Genomic DNA, 14,104 nt, shown 5'->3' on the forward strand with positions numbered 1-14,104 from the left:
CCGCCGACAAGCTACCGGAAACCAGACAGATCAAACTGTTGTTCCGCCCCGTTTTCCTGCCGGAGCGGAGTCGTCCTGCTTCTATTATACCGCACCATTCCGGGAATGCAAGCCCCCAAAAGCAACCGATTGTAATTTTCTTTTCCTTCTTTCTTTGCGAATCGTATTCTCCGCCGGTTTGCATTTCCCGGCAACGCGGGATATGTTGTTTCCCGCCGGAATGACTCCGGCGGCCCAATTCGGAAAGGAATCAACGTGCGTACGCCACTGCCTGTCGACGACCTGCCGGTCGGCTGCGGAATCTCCGCTGCCGAGTTCGCCGCCCTCACCTGCTACTGCAACGCTTCGGACAACGGCCCGGACGACGAACGCCGCGCCCGGCTGCTCGGTTTCGGCAACGGCGTCAAGGTCGCCCCCGGCGCGATCATCCGCATCGGCGACAACGAAATCGGCGAAAATTCCTTCATCGGCCTGTACGCCTACCTCAACGGCGACGTGCGGATCGGCAGGAACGTGCTGATCGGCCCCCACTGTTCGCTGCTGGCGGGCAACCACCGGTTCGACCCCGCAACGCAGGCGTTCACCCGCCGCGACCTCGCCCGGCCGATCACCGTCGGCGACGGCACCTGGCTCGGCAGCGGCTGCACCGTCACCAACGGAGTCGCGGTCGGCAGGTGCAACCTCATCTGCGCCAACGCCGTGATCACCCGCGACACCCCAGACTACGCGATCATGGCCGGAACGCCCGCCCGGCAGATCGGCAGGATCGATCCCGAAACCGGCGACTATATCTGGTTCGACCGCAAGACGGAGGAGTCCAGATGAAGCAATTCCGCCAGAAGCGTTCGCCCTCCTCCATCTTCCCCGCGCCGGAAAACGGCGAGGTCGTCGAACTCAATCCCCTTTCCCTCCAATGGGTTGCGGAGCCGGGAATTTCCCTGTACCGGGTCCGCGTCGAACGGCTGCCGCAGCAGGAGACCGTCGCGGCGGGGACCACCGCGTACAACTACTTCCGGATCAGGCGGCTGCTCGCCCCCGGCCGTTACCGCTGGAACGTGGCCTCCGGCGACGCGGAGCTGGGCTGGCGCGAATTTGAAGTGCCGGCCTCCGCGCGGCCTTTCCTCGTGCCCTCCGCGCGCGAGGTGCTCGCCAGGGTGCCGGACATTCATCCGCGCCACATCCACTACCGGGCGGACCTGCCGGAGCTGCGCGAGCGCCACAAGCCGCAGTTGGAGATCATCCGCCGCAATGTGAAACTCGCGCTGTCGCAGGGCTTTATGCGCTACCCGGACTTCTACCGCCCGGACGGGCGCATCGACTATCGCCGCGCCTTCGACGAATCCCGGCAGTATTTCGACCGCAATCTGGTCGCCTGCGCGCTGGCCTTTTTGCTGCTCGACGACCGCGAAGCCGGACAGTACGCGCACGAAGCGGTGCTGCGTCTCTGCGAATGGAATCCGGCCGGCCCCGCCTCGGTCTACGGCCAGTGGGGCGACGAGATCGGCCTGAGCATCTGCCGGGTGCTGCCCGCCGTGCTGGACTGGACGTGGCATCTCTACACCCCGCAGGAGCTGAAGTGGGCCGCCGACACCCTCGCCCGCCATATGGAGCAGCTCTGGGAGCGCGTCACCGGCGCGGAGTTCCTCGCCCATCCCGGCAACAGCCACGTCGGGCGGCTGCCCGGCTACCTTGGGGAAGCGGCGCTGGTGCTGTACGGGACCATTCCCGACGAGACCGCGGAGCGGTGGCTCAACTATGCGCTCGAAGTGTACGGTTCGATCTTCCCGCACTATGGCGGCCGCGACGGCGGCTGGGCGGAGGGACCGTTCTACGCGAGCAGCTACACGAAATGGTATCTGCCGTTCTTTTTCGCGTTGGAGCGGCACTGCGGCTTTTCATTTCTGGAAAAGCCTTTCTACCGCAGGGTGTCGCAGTTCTTTCTGCACTTCGCGCCGCCGGGACAGGAGGCGCACCCTTTCGGCGACGGCAACTGGCCGACCGCCGACGAATGGCCCGGCTTCCAGGCGCAGGACCCCTTCGGCGTCTACGCGGAACGCTTCGGACCGCCGGAGGCGCGCGAATTCTCCCGGCAGCTGACCGGCGCCATCGACCGCTACGAACTGCATCTGCTCGACGTGATCCGCCCCCGGCCGCCTCATCCGGAGCCGGACGCGGCCGGTCCCGCCTCCGACAGCTACTGTTCGCGCGACACCGGCCTTCTGAGCATGCGCCGCTGCGTTGCCGATCCCGTCCATGACGTTGCGGTGCTGGCCCGCTGCAGCCGTTACGGCACTCCGAGCCACCAGCACGCCGATCAGGGAAATTTCGCGGTGCTGGCGGCGGGCAAGGCGCTGATCGCCCCCTCCGGCTCCTTCGGCTATATCTTCGGCGAAACCCACCACCGGGACTGGACGCAGCAGACCGTCGGGCACAACTGCATCCTCGCCGACGGCAAGGGGCAGCCCAAAGACAGCGCGGAAGCGGTCGGCGTGATCCTCGATTTTCAGGACGACGGCCGCCTCTGCCGCGCGGAATTCGACCTCTCCGCCGCCTACCGCATGTTGACGAACTATACGCGGACGCTCGAATTCGACCGGGAGGCGCTGCTGCTGCGCGTCACCGATGAGCTGGAGGCGCCCGGCGAAACCGTGATCGATTTCCGGCTCCACAGCTACGCCAGGCCGGTTGCGGAAAAGGAGCTGGTACGCCTGAGCCGTTTTCCCGCCTCGGCCGAAATCCGGCTCCGCTCGACCGCCGGAGCCGGAACATTCAGCTGGACTGACCGTTTCCGCCATCCCGGCGGCGGGCCGGAATATCCCCCGGGACGGCAGTTATGCGACCAGTACCACCTGAACTGGCGCTTCCCCGCCTGCCGCCGGTTGCGGATCGACGCCGAATTTCGGATATTCCTCGCGTGAAGTCGGGATTTCACTTGACAAACAGCGGAGTTGCCGCATATTAATTTAGAGAACTCTAACCGCTGTTTTTCATCAGGGGACACTATTCATGTATTGGAATTGGAAACAGAATTTCGCCCGGCCGGGCGTTTATCCCGGCAGCTTTCTGGTTTTCTGGAAAATGAACCGCCACCACCGCCCCCTGCAGGAGTTTGCGATGCGCTTTTTCGAGTTGCCGGAAAAGGGGCGGGTGCTGGATGTTGGCTGCGGCGGCGGATCTTTCATCGCAATGATGCTGAAACGCGCGCCGGAGACTCAATTCTACGGGGTGGATTATTCCCCGGTTTCGGTGAAGAAATCACTGTCATTCAACCGCGGCGCGGTACGCGACGGACAGGTGAAGATCGTGCAGGGAAGCGTGTCGGCCCTGCCGTTTGAACCGGATTTCTTCGATCTGGTCACCGCTTCGGAGACGATCTACTTCTGGCCCGATCCGGCCAATGACGTGCGTGAAGTCGCACGGGTGCTGAAGCCGGGCGGCGTCTTCGCGGTCTGCTGCGACGCGGCGGACAAGGAGGCCGCGAAAAAGTACACCGACCGGATCAGGGGAATGACCGTCTACACGCCGGAAGAACTTTCCGGTTTCCTCGCCGGCGCGGGCCTGACCGGAATCGAATGCCACTCCGACCCGGCTACCGGCATGGTCTGCGTGACCGGGCGCAAACCGGCAGGTTCCGGCAGCGAAAGCTGAAATCCGCCCTCCCCGGAAAGAATGCACTTGACAACGGCGGCATCCGGGTATACCGTAAAGCACCGGAACAAACGAGGTATGCAATGCGTCAATGTATGGATGCGGAGAATCTGCACCGCAGAATGAAAAAAATCATCGGCCAGCTCAACGCCGTCGACAAGATGGTCGATCAGGATATTCCCTGCGAAGATTTGCTGATCCAGATCAACGCGGCCAAGAGCGCGCTGCACAAGCTCGGCCAGATCGTTCTGGAGGGACACCTCCGCCACTGCGTCAAAGACGGCATCGAACACGGCGACGCCGACAAGACCATCGCCTCATTCGCCAAGGCGATCGAACACTTCTCGCGGATGTCGTAAGCCGTTCTTTCCACGATACCCAGTCGCGCGGAAAAATTTTTCCGCGCATTTTTTTATTTTTCAGCTTGTATACCCATACCCCTATATGTATATTACAGATGAATTTTCCGCAACACGCAAAGGAGGTTTCCCGGATATGTCAGGCACAACATTCACAAGAGTCATCAGGAATGAAAGATATCGCGCGATCCTGCTTCTGGTTCCGGCCGGATTATCGCTGGGGGCCAGTTTCTTCCACCTCGGCGGGTTGCCGTTCGATGCCGCGTGGATCGCCATCGTGCTGTGCGGGATTCCGATTCTCAAAGAGGCGGGCATCGGCCTGTTCACCCGGTTCGACATCCGGGCGGACGTACTGGTGTCGCTGGCGCTGATCGCTTCGGTGCTCACCGATGAAATTTTCGCCGCAGGCGAAGTGGCGTTCATCATGCGGATCGGCTCCTTTCTGGAGGAGACGACCGTCGCCAGGGCGCGCGCCGGCATCGAAAAGCTGGTGCGCCTGACTCCCCGCACCGCCCGGCGGCTCACCGGCGGCCGGGAGGAGACGGTTCCGGCCGAACAGATAAGGCCCGGCGACCTGCTGCGGGTGCTGCCCGGCGAAACGATTCCCGTCGACGGCGTGATCGTGCGGGGCGAAACCTCCGTGGATCAGTCCGTCGTCACCGGCGAATCGCTGCCGGCGGATAAGCAGCAAGGCGACGAGGTGTTCAGCGGCACGGTGAACCGGTTCGGCGCTTTTGAGATGCGCGCCTTGCGGGAAGATGCCGACAGTTCCATTCAGCGGATCGTCCGTCTCGTGCAGTCCGCGGATGCGGGCAAGGCCCGGATCGTCGGGCTCGCCGACCGGTGGGCGACATGGATCGTCGTGATCGCGCTGGTTTCGGCGGGGGGAGTATGGTGGCTCACCGGGGAAATCATCCGCGCGGTGACGATTCTGGTGGTGTTCTGCCCCTGCGCGCTGGTGCTGGCGACGCCGACCGCGATCATGGCGGCGATCGGCAACGCGACCCGGCGCGGCATCCTGATCCGGCAGGGCGATGCGCTTGAACGGCTCGCCGCGGTCAGGTGCGTCGTGTTCGACAAGACCGGCACGCTCACCTGCGGAACGCCCCGGGTGGCGGCGCTGCGCAACTTCCACGAAAGTCTCTCCGACGACGAACTGTTCCGGCTGGCGGCGGCCGCCGAACTGCGTTCCGAACACCCGCTGGGAAAAGCCGTCGTGGAGGGATTCCGGCAGAAACATCCCGATGCCGTCATCCCCTCCCCGGACGAGTTTGAAATGGTTCCGGGACGGGGCGTCGCCGCGCGGGCCGAAGGCCGCCGGCTGCTGGCGGGAAATGAAAAGCTGCTCCGCGAAGGCGGCGTCGAACTCTCCGGCTTCGAGGCGGAAGCAGCCCTTGCCGCCGCCGAAGGAGCCACGGTGATCCGGCTGGCCGTGGACGGCCGGTTCTGCGGCCTGATCGTTCTGGCCGACCTGATCCGGGAGAGCGCGCCCGGTTGCGTCGCCGCACTGCGAACCCTGCGGCTCCGCCCGGTCCTGCTGACCGGCGACAACCGCGACGCGGCGCGCCATATCGCAGGACAGGCCGGGATCGGCGAAGTCCACGCCGGGTGCCTGCCTGAGGACAAACTCGGCTGGATCGCCCGCCGCCGGCAGGACGGCGAACCGGTCTGCATGGTCGGGGACGGCATCAACGACGCTCCGGCCCTGAAGACCGCCCATGTCGGTATCGCGATGGGAGGCATCGGCAGCGATATCGCCGTCGACGCCGCGGATATCGTGCTGGTCAACGACGATATCCGCCAGTTGCCGTTCCTGCTGCAGCTGGCGAAACGGACCATGAACACGATCCGGTGGAATCTGGCGCTGTCAATGGCATTGAATTTCGCATCGATCGTGCTGGCGGGCCTCGGCGTGCTGAATCCGGTCACCGGCGCGCTGGTGCACAATGCCGGATCGGTGCTGGTCATCGTGAACTCCGCGCTGCTGCTGAGCTGGAAAGGCCAAGCCTTCCGCTGACCGCATTGCAAAATACCATTTTCCCCGCCTCCGGGCTTGCAATCCGCAATATCCGGAGGTACGGCTTCCGTTCCGTCCGTCTTCCTTCCTCCCCGATTCCGCCGGTTGGCATGTATTCTGCTTTACTTCCAGCCATCGCGGATGCGGCGTGAGCCGGAAACTCCGCCGCGGCATCCGCCAACCGACAGGAGGAATCATGACGGACCAAACCATTCAAACAGAAGAACTGGTCAGAGTCGAAGGCCTGACCAAGGTTTTCGGCCGCCACCATAAGAGAGCCGCCGAACTTTTCAGGGCAGGCAAAACCCGCGAGGAGGTCTACAAGGCGACCCAGTGCAGCATCGGCGTCCACAACGTCAGCTTCACGATCCGCCGCGGCGAACTTTTCGTGGTGATGGGACTCTCCGGCAGCGGCAAAAGCACGCTGATCCGCACCATCAACCGGCTGATCGAGCCGTCGGACGGAAAGATTTTCATCGACGGCACGGAGGTTACCGCACTCAACAAAAAGCAGTTGCGTGAACTGCGCCGCCGCCGGATCGGAATGGTGTTCCAGCAGTTCGCGCTCTATCCGCACCTGACGGTGCTGGACAATGCGGCCTATGCGCTGAAAATCGCCGGAGTTCCGCGCGAAGCCCGGCGCGCCAGAGCGCGCGAAGTGCTCGCCCTCGTCGGGCTGGCCGATTACGCGGAACATTTTCCCGACCAGCTCTCCGGCGGGATGCGCCAGCGCGTCGGCATCGCCCGCGCCCTGGCCGCCGATCCGGAAATCATCATCATGGACGAGGCGCTTTCGGCGCTCGATCCGCTGATCCGGCGCGAAATGCAAAATGAGATCCGGGCGCTTCAGAAAAAGCTCGGCAAAACCGTGATCTTCATCACCCACGACCTCGACGAAGCGATCCGGCTCGCGGACCGCGTGCTGATCATGAAGGACGGCGAAATCGCCCAGCTCGGCACGATGGAGGAGATTCTGAGCCGCCCCGCCAACGCCTACGTCGAAAAATTCGTGAACGCCGCCGACAAGACCAAGGTGATCACCGCCGGTTCGATCATGAAACCCGTCTACGATTACCTGCGGCTCGGCGACGGCCCGCAGACCATGCTGCATAAAATCCGCGAAAGCGGCCTGTCGTCGCTGTTCGCCACCAACGACCAGGGCGTGATCTACGGCCTCGTCTGGGCGCGGAAGGTCCGCGAACACATGAACGAACCCAATGTGACCGCCCAATCCATGATGGATACGAACATCAAAACCGTCAACCGTTCCGCTCCGCTGAAAGAGGTGGTCATGCAGATGGGCGAATCGACCGCGCCGATCGCCGTCGTCGATGATGAACGCCGCTTCCTCGGCGTCATCACCAGCGGCGCATTGCTGGCAAGCCTCGCGTCGTACAACGGTACAACTGGAGAAATAAAATGATCAGGCTTCCGATCGGACAATATTTTGAACGCTTTCTGGACTGGGCGGTGGTGAACTGCGCGGATTTCACGCGCTGGTGCTCCGGCTGCATCGACTCTGTTGTGGACGGGCTGAAGAATATTTTCTGCGCTCCGCCGGAGTGGGCGATGCTGCTGATCTTCTGCACCGTGATCTTCGTGGTTTCCGGGCACCGCAAGCTGCTGACATCCGGTTCCGCCTGCGGCATGATGCTGGTGATCATGCTCGGCCTCTGGGAACCGGCGATGGAGACGATGGCGCTGGTGATCATCTGCACGGCGGCGGCAGTCGCAATCGGCCTGCCGCTGGCGGTGCTGATGACCTTCAGCGGCAGGCTGAAAAAGGTCGTGCTGCCGCTGCTCGACATCATGCAGACGATGCCGGCGTATGTGTATCTGGTGCCGGCGATCGCGTTTTTTTCGATCAGCAACACGGCGGGAGTGTTTGCGACCGTGGTGTTCGCGCTGCCGCCGATCGTGCGCATGACCGTGCTCGGCATCGAAAACACGCCGAAGGATCTGCTGGAGTGTTCCGAAGCATTCGGGGCGACGCCGATGAACCGGCTGTTCGACCTCGAGCTGCCCACCGCGCTCACGTCGATCCGGGCGGGATTGAACCAGACGGTGATGCTGGCGCTGTCGATGGTGGTGATCGCGTCGCTGGTCGGCGCGCAGGGCGTCGGCAGCGTGGTATGGGGCGCAATCTGCAACGGGGAAAAAGGGACTGCGTTTGAAGGCGGGCTGGTGATCGTGGTGATCGCGATCATCCTCGACCGGACATTGCAGGCCGCGGGCGGCACAGCCGCCAAAAGGAGTTGAATCATGAAACCGGACAGACGCAAAATCACGGACCTGACCATTCTGGCGGCCGCCCTGGCCGCCCTGGTCTACTTCAACCTGAAAAGCGCGGGCGCCCCGGCGGATTCCGGCGGATTTCGCGTGATCACCTCCACCACTCCGGCGATGATCGAGGAGATGGCCTACGCGATCCGGAACAAGCGGTGCGCCGCGATCACCGCGTGGAGCCCGCACTGGATGAATGCCAAACTCCCGATCAAATACCTGAAGGACCCGGAAAAGGTGTTCGGCGAGGCGGAAAACGTCCACACGATCGTGCGCCGGGGCTTTGAAGCCGACTATCCCGAAGTCGCGAAATTCCTGCGGCAGTTCAAATGGAAACCGGCGGACCTCGACTCCCTTTCGCTGATGAGCTACGAGTGCGGCGGCGATTTCGACAAGGCGGCCCGCGAATGGCTGAAAAGGAACCCGGAGCTGCAGGCGGCCTTTCTGAAAGGGGTGCGCCCGCAACCCGGCGCGAAACTGCGCATGGTCGATATCGGTTTCTACAACGAGATCGCGACCAACCGGATGCTGAAAATCCTGCTTGAGGAACATCTGGGATGCGAGGTGACCAATGTTTCGACCACGATTCCGATCGCGTTTGAGGCGCTGGCGAACGGCACGCAGGATGTGATGGTGACGGTATGGCTGCCGAACTATCACAAGAACGAGTTCGCAAAAATCCGCGACCGGGTCACGGACCTCGGCGTGAACCTGCCCGGCGCGACGATGGGAATCGCAGTGCCGGAATACGCCCCGGTCGAGTCGATCGCGGACCTGAAAGATCACCGCGACGAGTTCGGCGGAAAGATCATCGGCAACGAACCCGGTCAGGGCATCCTGCTGCTGGCCGAGAAAGCACTGGAGGTTTACGGCCTGAAATAGCCTTGCATTCCGCACTCCGCCCGCCGGAGACCATTGCGGATTGCAAGGAACAAAGGACATAGTTTCGGAACCGCCGGGGCGGAACGGCAGTTGGCACACTTTCTGCTTTTATACGGCAATATTTTCCGCATCCGCGTTTCCGTGCGGATGAAACAGGCAATTGGAAGAAAGGAGCTTTGCAATATGGTGATCGGGTGTTTTATTCTCGGACTGCTGTTTTTCGCCGGCATGTTCGCCCTGACCGAATTCTGTGATTCATTGAAGTGATAACCGGAGGTGATTTATGATTTACCTGGCTTCCGCCGCAACGGCGTTCTGCACGGTGTATCTGTGCTACGTTCTTTTGAAACCTGAAAAGTTTTAAGGTGAGATATGATTTACTCTTTTCTACTCGCAATTGCCGTTCTCGGGCTGTCGATCCTGATTTCGCTGCCGCTCGGGAAATGGATGTTCAAGATGATGTGCCCGGCCCCCGATCTCATGGGCCCCGCGCATCGGAAAGTGGAAGGCTTCTTCCATAAAGTGATCGGGCGCGCCGCCGAAGCCGACCAGAACTGGAAACAGTACACGGTCAGCCTCCTGATCTTCAACACGATCATGTTCGTGGTCGTGACCGGCGTGCTGGCGTTCCAGCAGTTCCTGCCGCTGAACCCGGACGGGCAGAAGGCGATCGAGGGCAGCCTGATCTTCAACACCGTCACCTCGTTCGTGACCAACACCAATCTGCAGCACTACTCCGGCGAAAGCACGCTGTCGTACTTCTCGCAGCTTTTCGGCATCATGTGGTTGCAGTTCGTGTCGGCGGCGACCGGGCTGGCGGCGGTCACCGCCGCGTCGCGCTGGCTCGGCGGCTCCCGGGAGCGGAACAACTTCTATCTGGATATGTGCCGCGCCACGTTTCTGGTGATCCTGCCGGTCGCCGCGATCGGCGCGACGCTGCTGGTCCTGTGCGGGCTGCCGATGACCTTCGACGGCGCGGCGGTGGTCCATACGCTTGAGGGCGCGGTGCAGACCATCGCCCGCGGCCCGGTGGCAGTCGAAGTGATCATCAAGCAGCTCGGCACCAACGGCGGCGGCTTCTTCGGGCCGAACTCGACCCATCCGCTCGAAAACGTCGGCTTTTACAGCAACATCATCGAGTGCATCAGCCTGGTGATCATCCCGATAGGCTGCGTGTGGATGTTCGGCATGATCACGAAGCACAGAAAGCACGCGCTGGTGATCTTCGCGGTGATGACGGTGCTCTGCCTCGTGAAGCTCGGCTGCGCGATCACCTTTGAAAGCGAACCGGCCGTCGCGCTGCACGACCTGCCGGTCGCCGAAGCCTCCAATCTCGAAGGCAAGGAGCTGCGTCTCGGCGCGGGCGCCAGCCCGCTGTGGGCGGTGTTCACGACCTGCACCAGCAACGGTTCGGTGAACTCGATGCACTGCAGCCTGAATCCGCTGACCGGACTGATCCCGCTGGTGGGCATGTGGTTCAACATCACTTTCGGCGGCATCGGCGTCGGCTTCCTCGGACTCTTCACCTATATCATCGTGGGCGTATTCATCTGCGGCATGATGGTCGGGCGCACGCCGGAATACCTCGGCAAGAAGGTCGAAACCCGCGAGATGAAGTACGCGCTCCCGGCGCTGCTGATGCACCCGCTGTGCATCCTCGGCGGCATGGCGATCTTCTGCCTGATCCCGGCGTGGGGACGCGACACCGTGCTGAATCCGGGCTTCCACGGCTTCACCGAGATGCTCTATGAATTCACCTCGTCGTCGGCCAACAACGGCTCCGGCTTCGAAGGTCTGGGCGACAACACCGTGCCGTGGAACATCGCCTGCGGGCTGGTGATGCTGATCGGCCGTTTCATCCCGATCATCTTCCAGCTGGCGATCTGCGGCTCGCTCTTCGCGAAAAAGGAGGTTCCAGAAACCGTCGGAACGCTTAAGACCGACACCGCGCTCTTCGGGGTCGTGATCGGCGGAACCGTGGTGTTCATCGGCGCGCTGCTCTTTCTGCCGGTGGCAGTCCTCGGGCCGATCGCCGAATACCTGACTACTCTTGTACATTAATTCTTCGGAGTCAAGACTATGAATACTGTTATGAATCGAAAGGAAAGCCGCCGGGCGACGCTCTTTGACAAAGGATTGGTCAAAACGGCGCTGCTCCGCTCGTTCGCGATGCTGAATCCCCGGACGATGGCGCGCAATCCGGTGATGTTCGTCACCGAAATCGGCGCGGCGCTGACCACGCTGGTCTGGATCATCGACATCTGCGGCGGCCACGCCAACATCCTCTATACGACCCTGGTGACGGCCGTGCTGTGGCTGACCGTCCTCTTTGCGAATTTCGCGGAGGCGCTCGCCGAAGCACGCGGCAAGGCGCAGGCCGACAGCCTGAAAAACACCCGCACCCAGACGACGGCCAACCGCCTGAGCGCTTCCGGAAAGCTCGAACCGGTCAACTCCAGTCTGCTCAAATCCGGCGATATCGTACTGGTCAGCGCCGGAGAAACCATTCCGGGCGACGGCGAAGTGATCGAAGGCGCGGCCAGCATCGACGAATCCGCGATCACCGGCGAATCCGCTCCGGTGGTGCGCGAGGCCGGCGGCGACCGCTCCGGCGTGACCGGCGGCACCCGCGTACTCTCCGACCAGATCAAAGTAAAGATCACCGCCGGAGCCGGCGAATCCTTCCTCGACCGGATGATCGCGCTGGTCGAGGGCGCGGTCCGCCAGAAAACCCCGAACGAGCTGGCGCTGACCGTCACGCTGGCCGGGCTGACGCTCGGATTCCTGCTGGTCACGGCCACGCTCTACCCGATGGCGAAGTATTTCGATGTGACCATTCCGCTGCCGACCTTGATTTCGCTGCTGGTCTGCCTGATCCCGACCACGATCGGCGCGCTGCTGGCCGCGATCGGCATCGCGGGCATGGACCGGGCGCTGGCGGCCAATGTGCTGGCCAAGAGCGGCAAGGCCGTGGAGCTGGCCGGCGACATCGACACGCTGCTGCTGGACAAGACCGGCACGATCACCGTCGGCGACCGCCTCGCCTCGGAGTTCCATCCGGTCAACGGCATCGCCTACGAGGAATTGATCGATGCGGCGGTACGCGCTTCGTTCGGCGACCGCACTCCGGAGGGGCGTTCGATCATCGCGCTGGCGGAACGCGAACTCTACGGCAAAATTCCCCGCGACGACGGCGGCAAGGTGATCGAATTCACCGCCCAGACCCGCATGAGCGGCACGGATGCGCCGAATGGAACCCGTTACCGCAAAGGAGCTTCCGACGCGGTGATCCGAGCGGCGGAACAGGCGAAAGCGAAAATTCCGCCCGATGTCCGCGACATCGTCACCAAAGTCGCCGGAAAGGGCTGCACGCCGATCGTGGTCGCGGTGGACAACCGCATCTACGGCGTGGTCGCGCTCGCCGACATCCTCAAAACCGGCATCAAAGACCGCTTCAAACGCCTGCGGGCGATGGGGTTGCGCGTGGTGATGGTCACCGGCGACAACCCGTTGACCGCCAAGGCGATCGCCGAAGAGGCGGGCGTAGACGACTTCATCGCCGAAGCCAAACCGGAGGACAAGCTCGCCTACATCCGCCGCGAGCAGGCCAACGGGCGGCTGGTCGCGATGATGGGAGACGGCACCAACGACGCCCCGGCGCTGGCGCAGGCCGACATCGGCATCGCGATGAATTCCGGCACGCAGGCGGCGAAGGAGGCGGGCAACATGGTCGACCTCGACAGCGATCCGACCAAGCTGATCGAAGTGATCGAAATCGGCAAGCAGCTGCTGATGACCCGCGGCGCGCTGACCACCTTTTCGATTGCGAACGACATCGCGAAATACTTCGCGATCATCCCGGCGATCTTCCTGCTGGCGATCCCGGAACTGGCGGTGCTGAACATCATGCACCTCGCGACGCCGTCGAGCGCGATCCTGTCGGCGCTGATCTTCAACGCGGTCATCATCCCGTTGCTGATCCCGATCGCGCTCAAGGGCGTGAAGTACCGGCCGATGGGCGCAGATGCGCTTCTGGCCCGCAACCTCCTGATCTACGGCCTCGGCGGCGTGATCGCCCCTTTCATCGGCATCAAGCTGATCGACATGGTGCTCGCCGCAACCGGGCTTTTCTGATAAAAAGAAGGAAAAACGACTATGAATATGACGACCAATATTTCCGGAGCAATACGCACCGCCGTGCTGAGCATCCTGCTCTGCTGCGTGGTCTACACGCTGGTCATCTGGGCCATCGCGCAGCTCTTTGTGCCGAATACCGCCAACGGCTCCCTGGTTAAAAACGAGGCCGGCGAGTACGTCGGCAGCCGTCAGGTGGCGCAGGAGTTCACCCAGGACAAGTACTTCCACAGCCGCCCGTCGGCGGCGGACTACAACGGCGCCGGAGCGGTCGGCAGCAACCTGACCCCGACCTCGCCGAAGATCACCGAACGTGCGCGGGAAATCATCAAAAAGTACGGCGCCACCGCCGGGAACCTGATTCCCGCCGACATGGTGACCGCTTCGGGCAGCGGGCTTGACCCGCATATCACGCTGGCCGCAGCGAAGTTTCAGGCGCCCCGCGTCGCGAAGGCGCGCGGCATCAGCGAAGCCGAGCTTGAAAAAATCATCGCCTCCCAGGTGGAGTACCCCGGCGGCGTGATGCGCAACGAGCCGATCGTGAACGTATTGATGCTGAACCTCGCACTCGACCGGAAACGGTGACGGCACTTGAAATAATCCGTTTTCATGGTATTGTAAACAGTACCGAACCGACGAAAGGAGAATAAAATGAAAACGGCATTGTCATTCGTCGCGGGAACCGTGGCCGCCCTCGTGCTGGCCGGTTGCTGCTGCTGACGCTCTTCGCGTCATTGCTCTCCATTGCGCTGTGCAATGGAGAGCTTTTTTTCTGCCGGGG

12 protein-coding genes are annotated in these 14,104 nt (G+C 62.5%); all 12 read left to right on the plus strand.

What is annotated here, in order from left to right; all coding sequences use genetic code 11:
• Window positions 1-255 precede the first annotated feature (255 nt).
• The 12 genes from C8D82_RS11145 (at window position 256) to kdpC (ending at window position 13,908) form a co-directional block, all read left to right on the plus strand.
• Window positions 256-825, plus strand: a complete 570-nt coding sequence (locus tag C8D82_RS11145; protein WP_207776120.1) for an acyltransferase — start codon at window positions 256-258, stop codon at window positions 823-825.
• Window positions 822-2,918 (plus strand): DUF4962 domain-containing protein, encoded by a 2,097-nt coding sequence (locus C8D82_RS11150; RefSeq protein ID WP_116884364.1) that lies wholly within the window; start codon window positions 822-824, stop codon window positions 2,916-2,918. Before C8D82_RS11145 ends, C8D82_RS11150 begins: the two co-directional genes overlap by 4 nt.
• A gap of 88 nt (window positions 2,919-3,006) precedes the next feature.
• Entirely contained in the window at window positions 3,007-3,648 is a 642-nt protein-coding gene (locus C8D82_RS11155) for a class I SAM-dependent methyltransferase (RefSeq protein WP_116884365.1), read from the plus strand.
• Between the two features lie 83 nt (window positions 3,649-3,731).
• Window positions 3,732-4,007: a metal-sensing transcriptional repressor gene (locus tag C8D82_RS11160; RefSeq protein ID WP_116884366.1), complete on the plus strand. Its 276-nt coding sequence runs from the start codon at window positions 3,732-3,734 to the stop codon at window positions 4,005-4,007.
• A 136-nt stretch (window positions 4,008-4,143) separates the two neighbouring features.
• Window positions 4,144-6,024 carry a heavy metal translocating P-type ATPase gene (locus tag C8D82_RS11165; RefSeq protein WP_116884367.1) on the plus strand — a complete coding sequence of 627 codons (1,881 nt, stop codon included), beginning with the start codon at window positions 4,144-4,146 and terminating at the stop codon, window positions 6,022-6,024.
• Window positions 6,025-6,220: 196 nt separating this feature from the next.
• Window positions 6,221-7,447, plus strand: coding sequence for a quaternary amine ABC transporter ATP-binding protein (locus tag C8D82_RS11170; protein ID WP_116884368.1), 1,227 nt, complete (start codon window positions 6,221-6,223; stop codon window positions 7,445-7,447).
• Entirely contained in the window at window positions 7,444-8,283 is an 840-nt protein-coding gene (locus C8D82_RS11175; RefSeq protein WP_116884369.1) for an ABC transporter permease, read from the plus strand. The genes C8D82_RS11170 and C8D82_RS11175 overlap by 4 nt, the downstream gene beginning before the upstream one ends.
• Window positions 8,284-8,286: 3 nt before the next feature.
• Window positions 8,287-9,189: a glycine betaine ABC transporter substrate-binding protein gene (locus C8D82_RS11180; protein ID WP_116884370.1), complete on the plus strand. Its 903-nt coding sequence runs from the start codon at window positions 8,287-8,289 to the stop codon at window positions 9,187-9,189.
• A gap of 283 nt (window positions 9,190-9,472) precedes the next feature.
• Window positions 9,473-9,553: a potassium-transporting ATPase subunit F gene (locus tag C8D82_RS22320; protein WP_106055086.1), complete on the plus strand. Its 81-nt coding sequence runs from the start codon at window positions 9,473-9,475 to the stop codon at window positions 9,551-9,553.
• Between the two features lie 8 nt (window positions 9,554-9,561).
• Window positions 9,562-11,250, plus strand: coding sequence for a potassium-transporting ATPase subunit KdpA (gene kdpA / locus C8D82_RS11195; RefSeq protein ID WP_116884372.1), 1,689 nt, complete (start codon window positions 9,562-9,564; stop codon window positions 11,248-11,250).
• A gap of 18 nt (window positions 11,251-11,268) precedes the next feature.
• Entirely contained in the window at window positions 11,269-13,323 is a 2,055-nt protein-coding gene (kdpB, locus tag C8D82_RS11200) for a potassium-transporting ATPase subunit KdpB (RefSeq protein ID WP_116884373.1), read from the plus strand.
• A gap of 21 nt (window positions 13,324-13,344) precedes the next feature.
• The gene (kdpC, locus tag C8D82_RS11205) at window positions 13,345-13,908 is read left to right on the plus strand and encodes a potassium-transporting ATPase subunit KdpC (protein ID WP_207776121.1); all 564 of its coding nucleotides are present in this window, start codon (window positions 13,345-13,347) and stop codon (window positions 13,906-13,908) included.
• Window positions 13,909-14,104 lie beyond the last annotated feature (196 nt).

The organism is Victivallis vadensis (genome assembly GCF_003096415.1).
GTDB lineage: Bacteria > Verrucomicrobiota > Lentisphaeria > Victivallales > Victivallaceae > Victivallis > Victivallis vadensis.

Coding starts and splice junctions, on each gene's coding strand:
- C8D82_RS11155 (WP_116884365.1), top strand. CDS start 3,007: ATGTATTGGAATTGGAAACAGAATTTCGCCCGGCCGGGCGTTTATCCC.
- kdpA (WP_116884372.1), top strand. CDS start 9,562: ATGATTTACTCTTTTCTACTCGCAATTGCCGTTCTCGGGCTGTCGATC.
- C8D82_RS11170 (WP_116884368.1), top strand. CDS start 6,221: ATGACGGACCAAACCATTCAAACAGAAGAACTGGTCAGAGTCGAAGGC.
- C8D82_RS11165 (WP_116884367.1), top strand. CDS start 4,144: ATGTCAGGCACAACATTCACAAGAGTCATCAGGAATGAAAGATATCGC.
- C8D82_RS11150 (WP_116884364.1), top strand. CDS start 822: ATGAAGCAATTCCGCCAGAAGCGTTCGCCCTCCTCCATCTTCCCCGCG.
- kdpB (WP_116884373.1), top strand. CDS start 11,269: ATGAATACTGTTATGAATCGAAAGGAAAGCCGCCGGGCGACGCTCTTT.
- C8D82_RS11175 (WP_116884369.1), top strand. CDS start 7,444: ATGATCAGGCTTCCGATCGGACAATATTTTGAACGCTTTCTGGACTGG.
- kdpC (WP_207776121.1), top strand. CDS start 13,345: ATGAATATGACGACCAATATTTCCGGAGCAATACGCACCGCCGTGCTG.
- C8D82_RS22320 (WP_106055086.1), top strand. CDS start 9,473: ATGATTTACCTGGCTTCCGCCGCAACGGCGTTCTGCACGGTGTATCTG.
- C8D82_RS11160 (WP_116884366.1), top strand. CDS start 3,732: ATGCGTCAATGTATGGATGCGGAGAATCTGCACCGCAGAATGAAAAAA.
- C8D82_RS11180 (WP_116884370.1), top strand. CDS start 8,287: ATGAAACCGGACAGACGCAAAATCACGGACCTGACCATTCTGGCGGCC.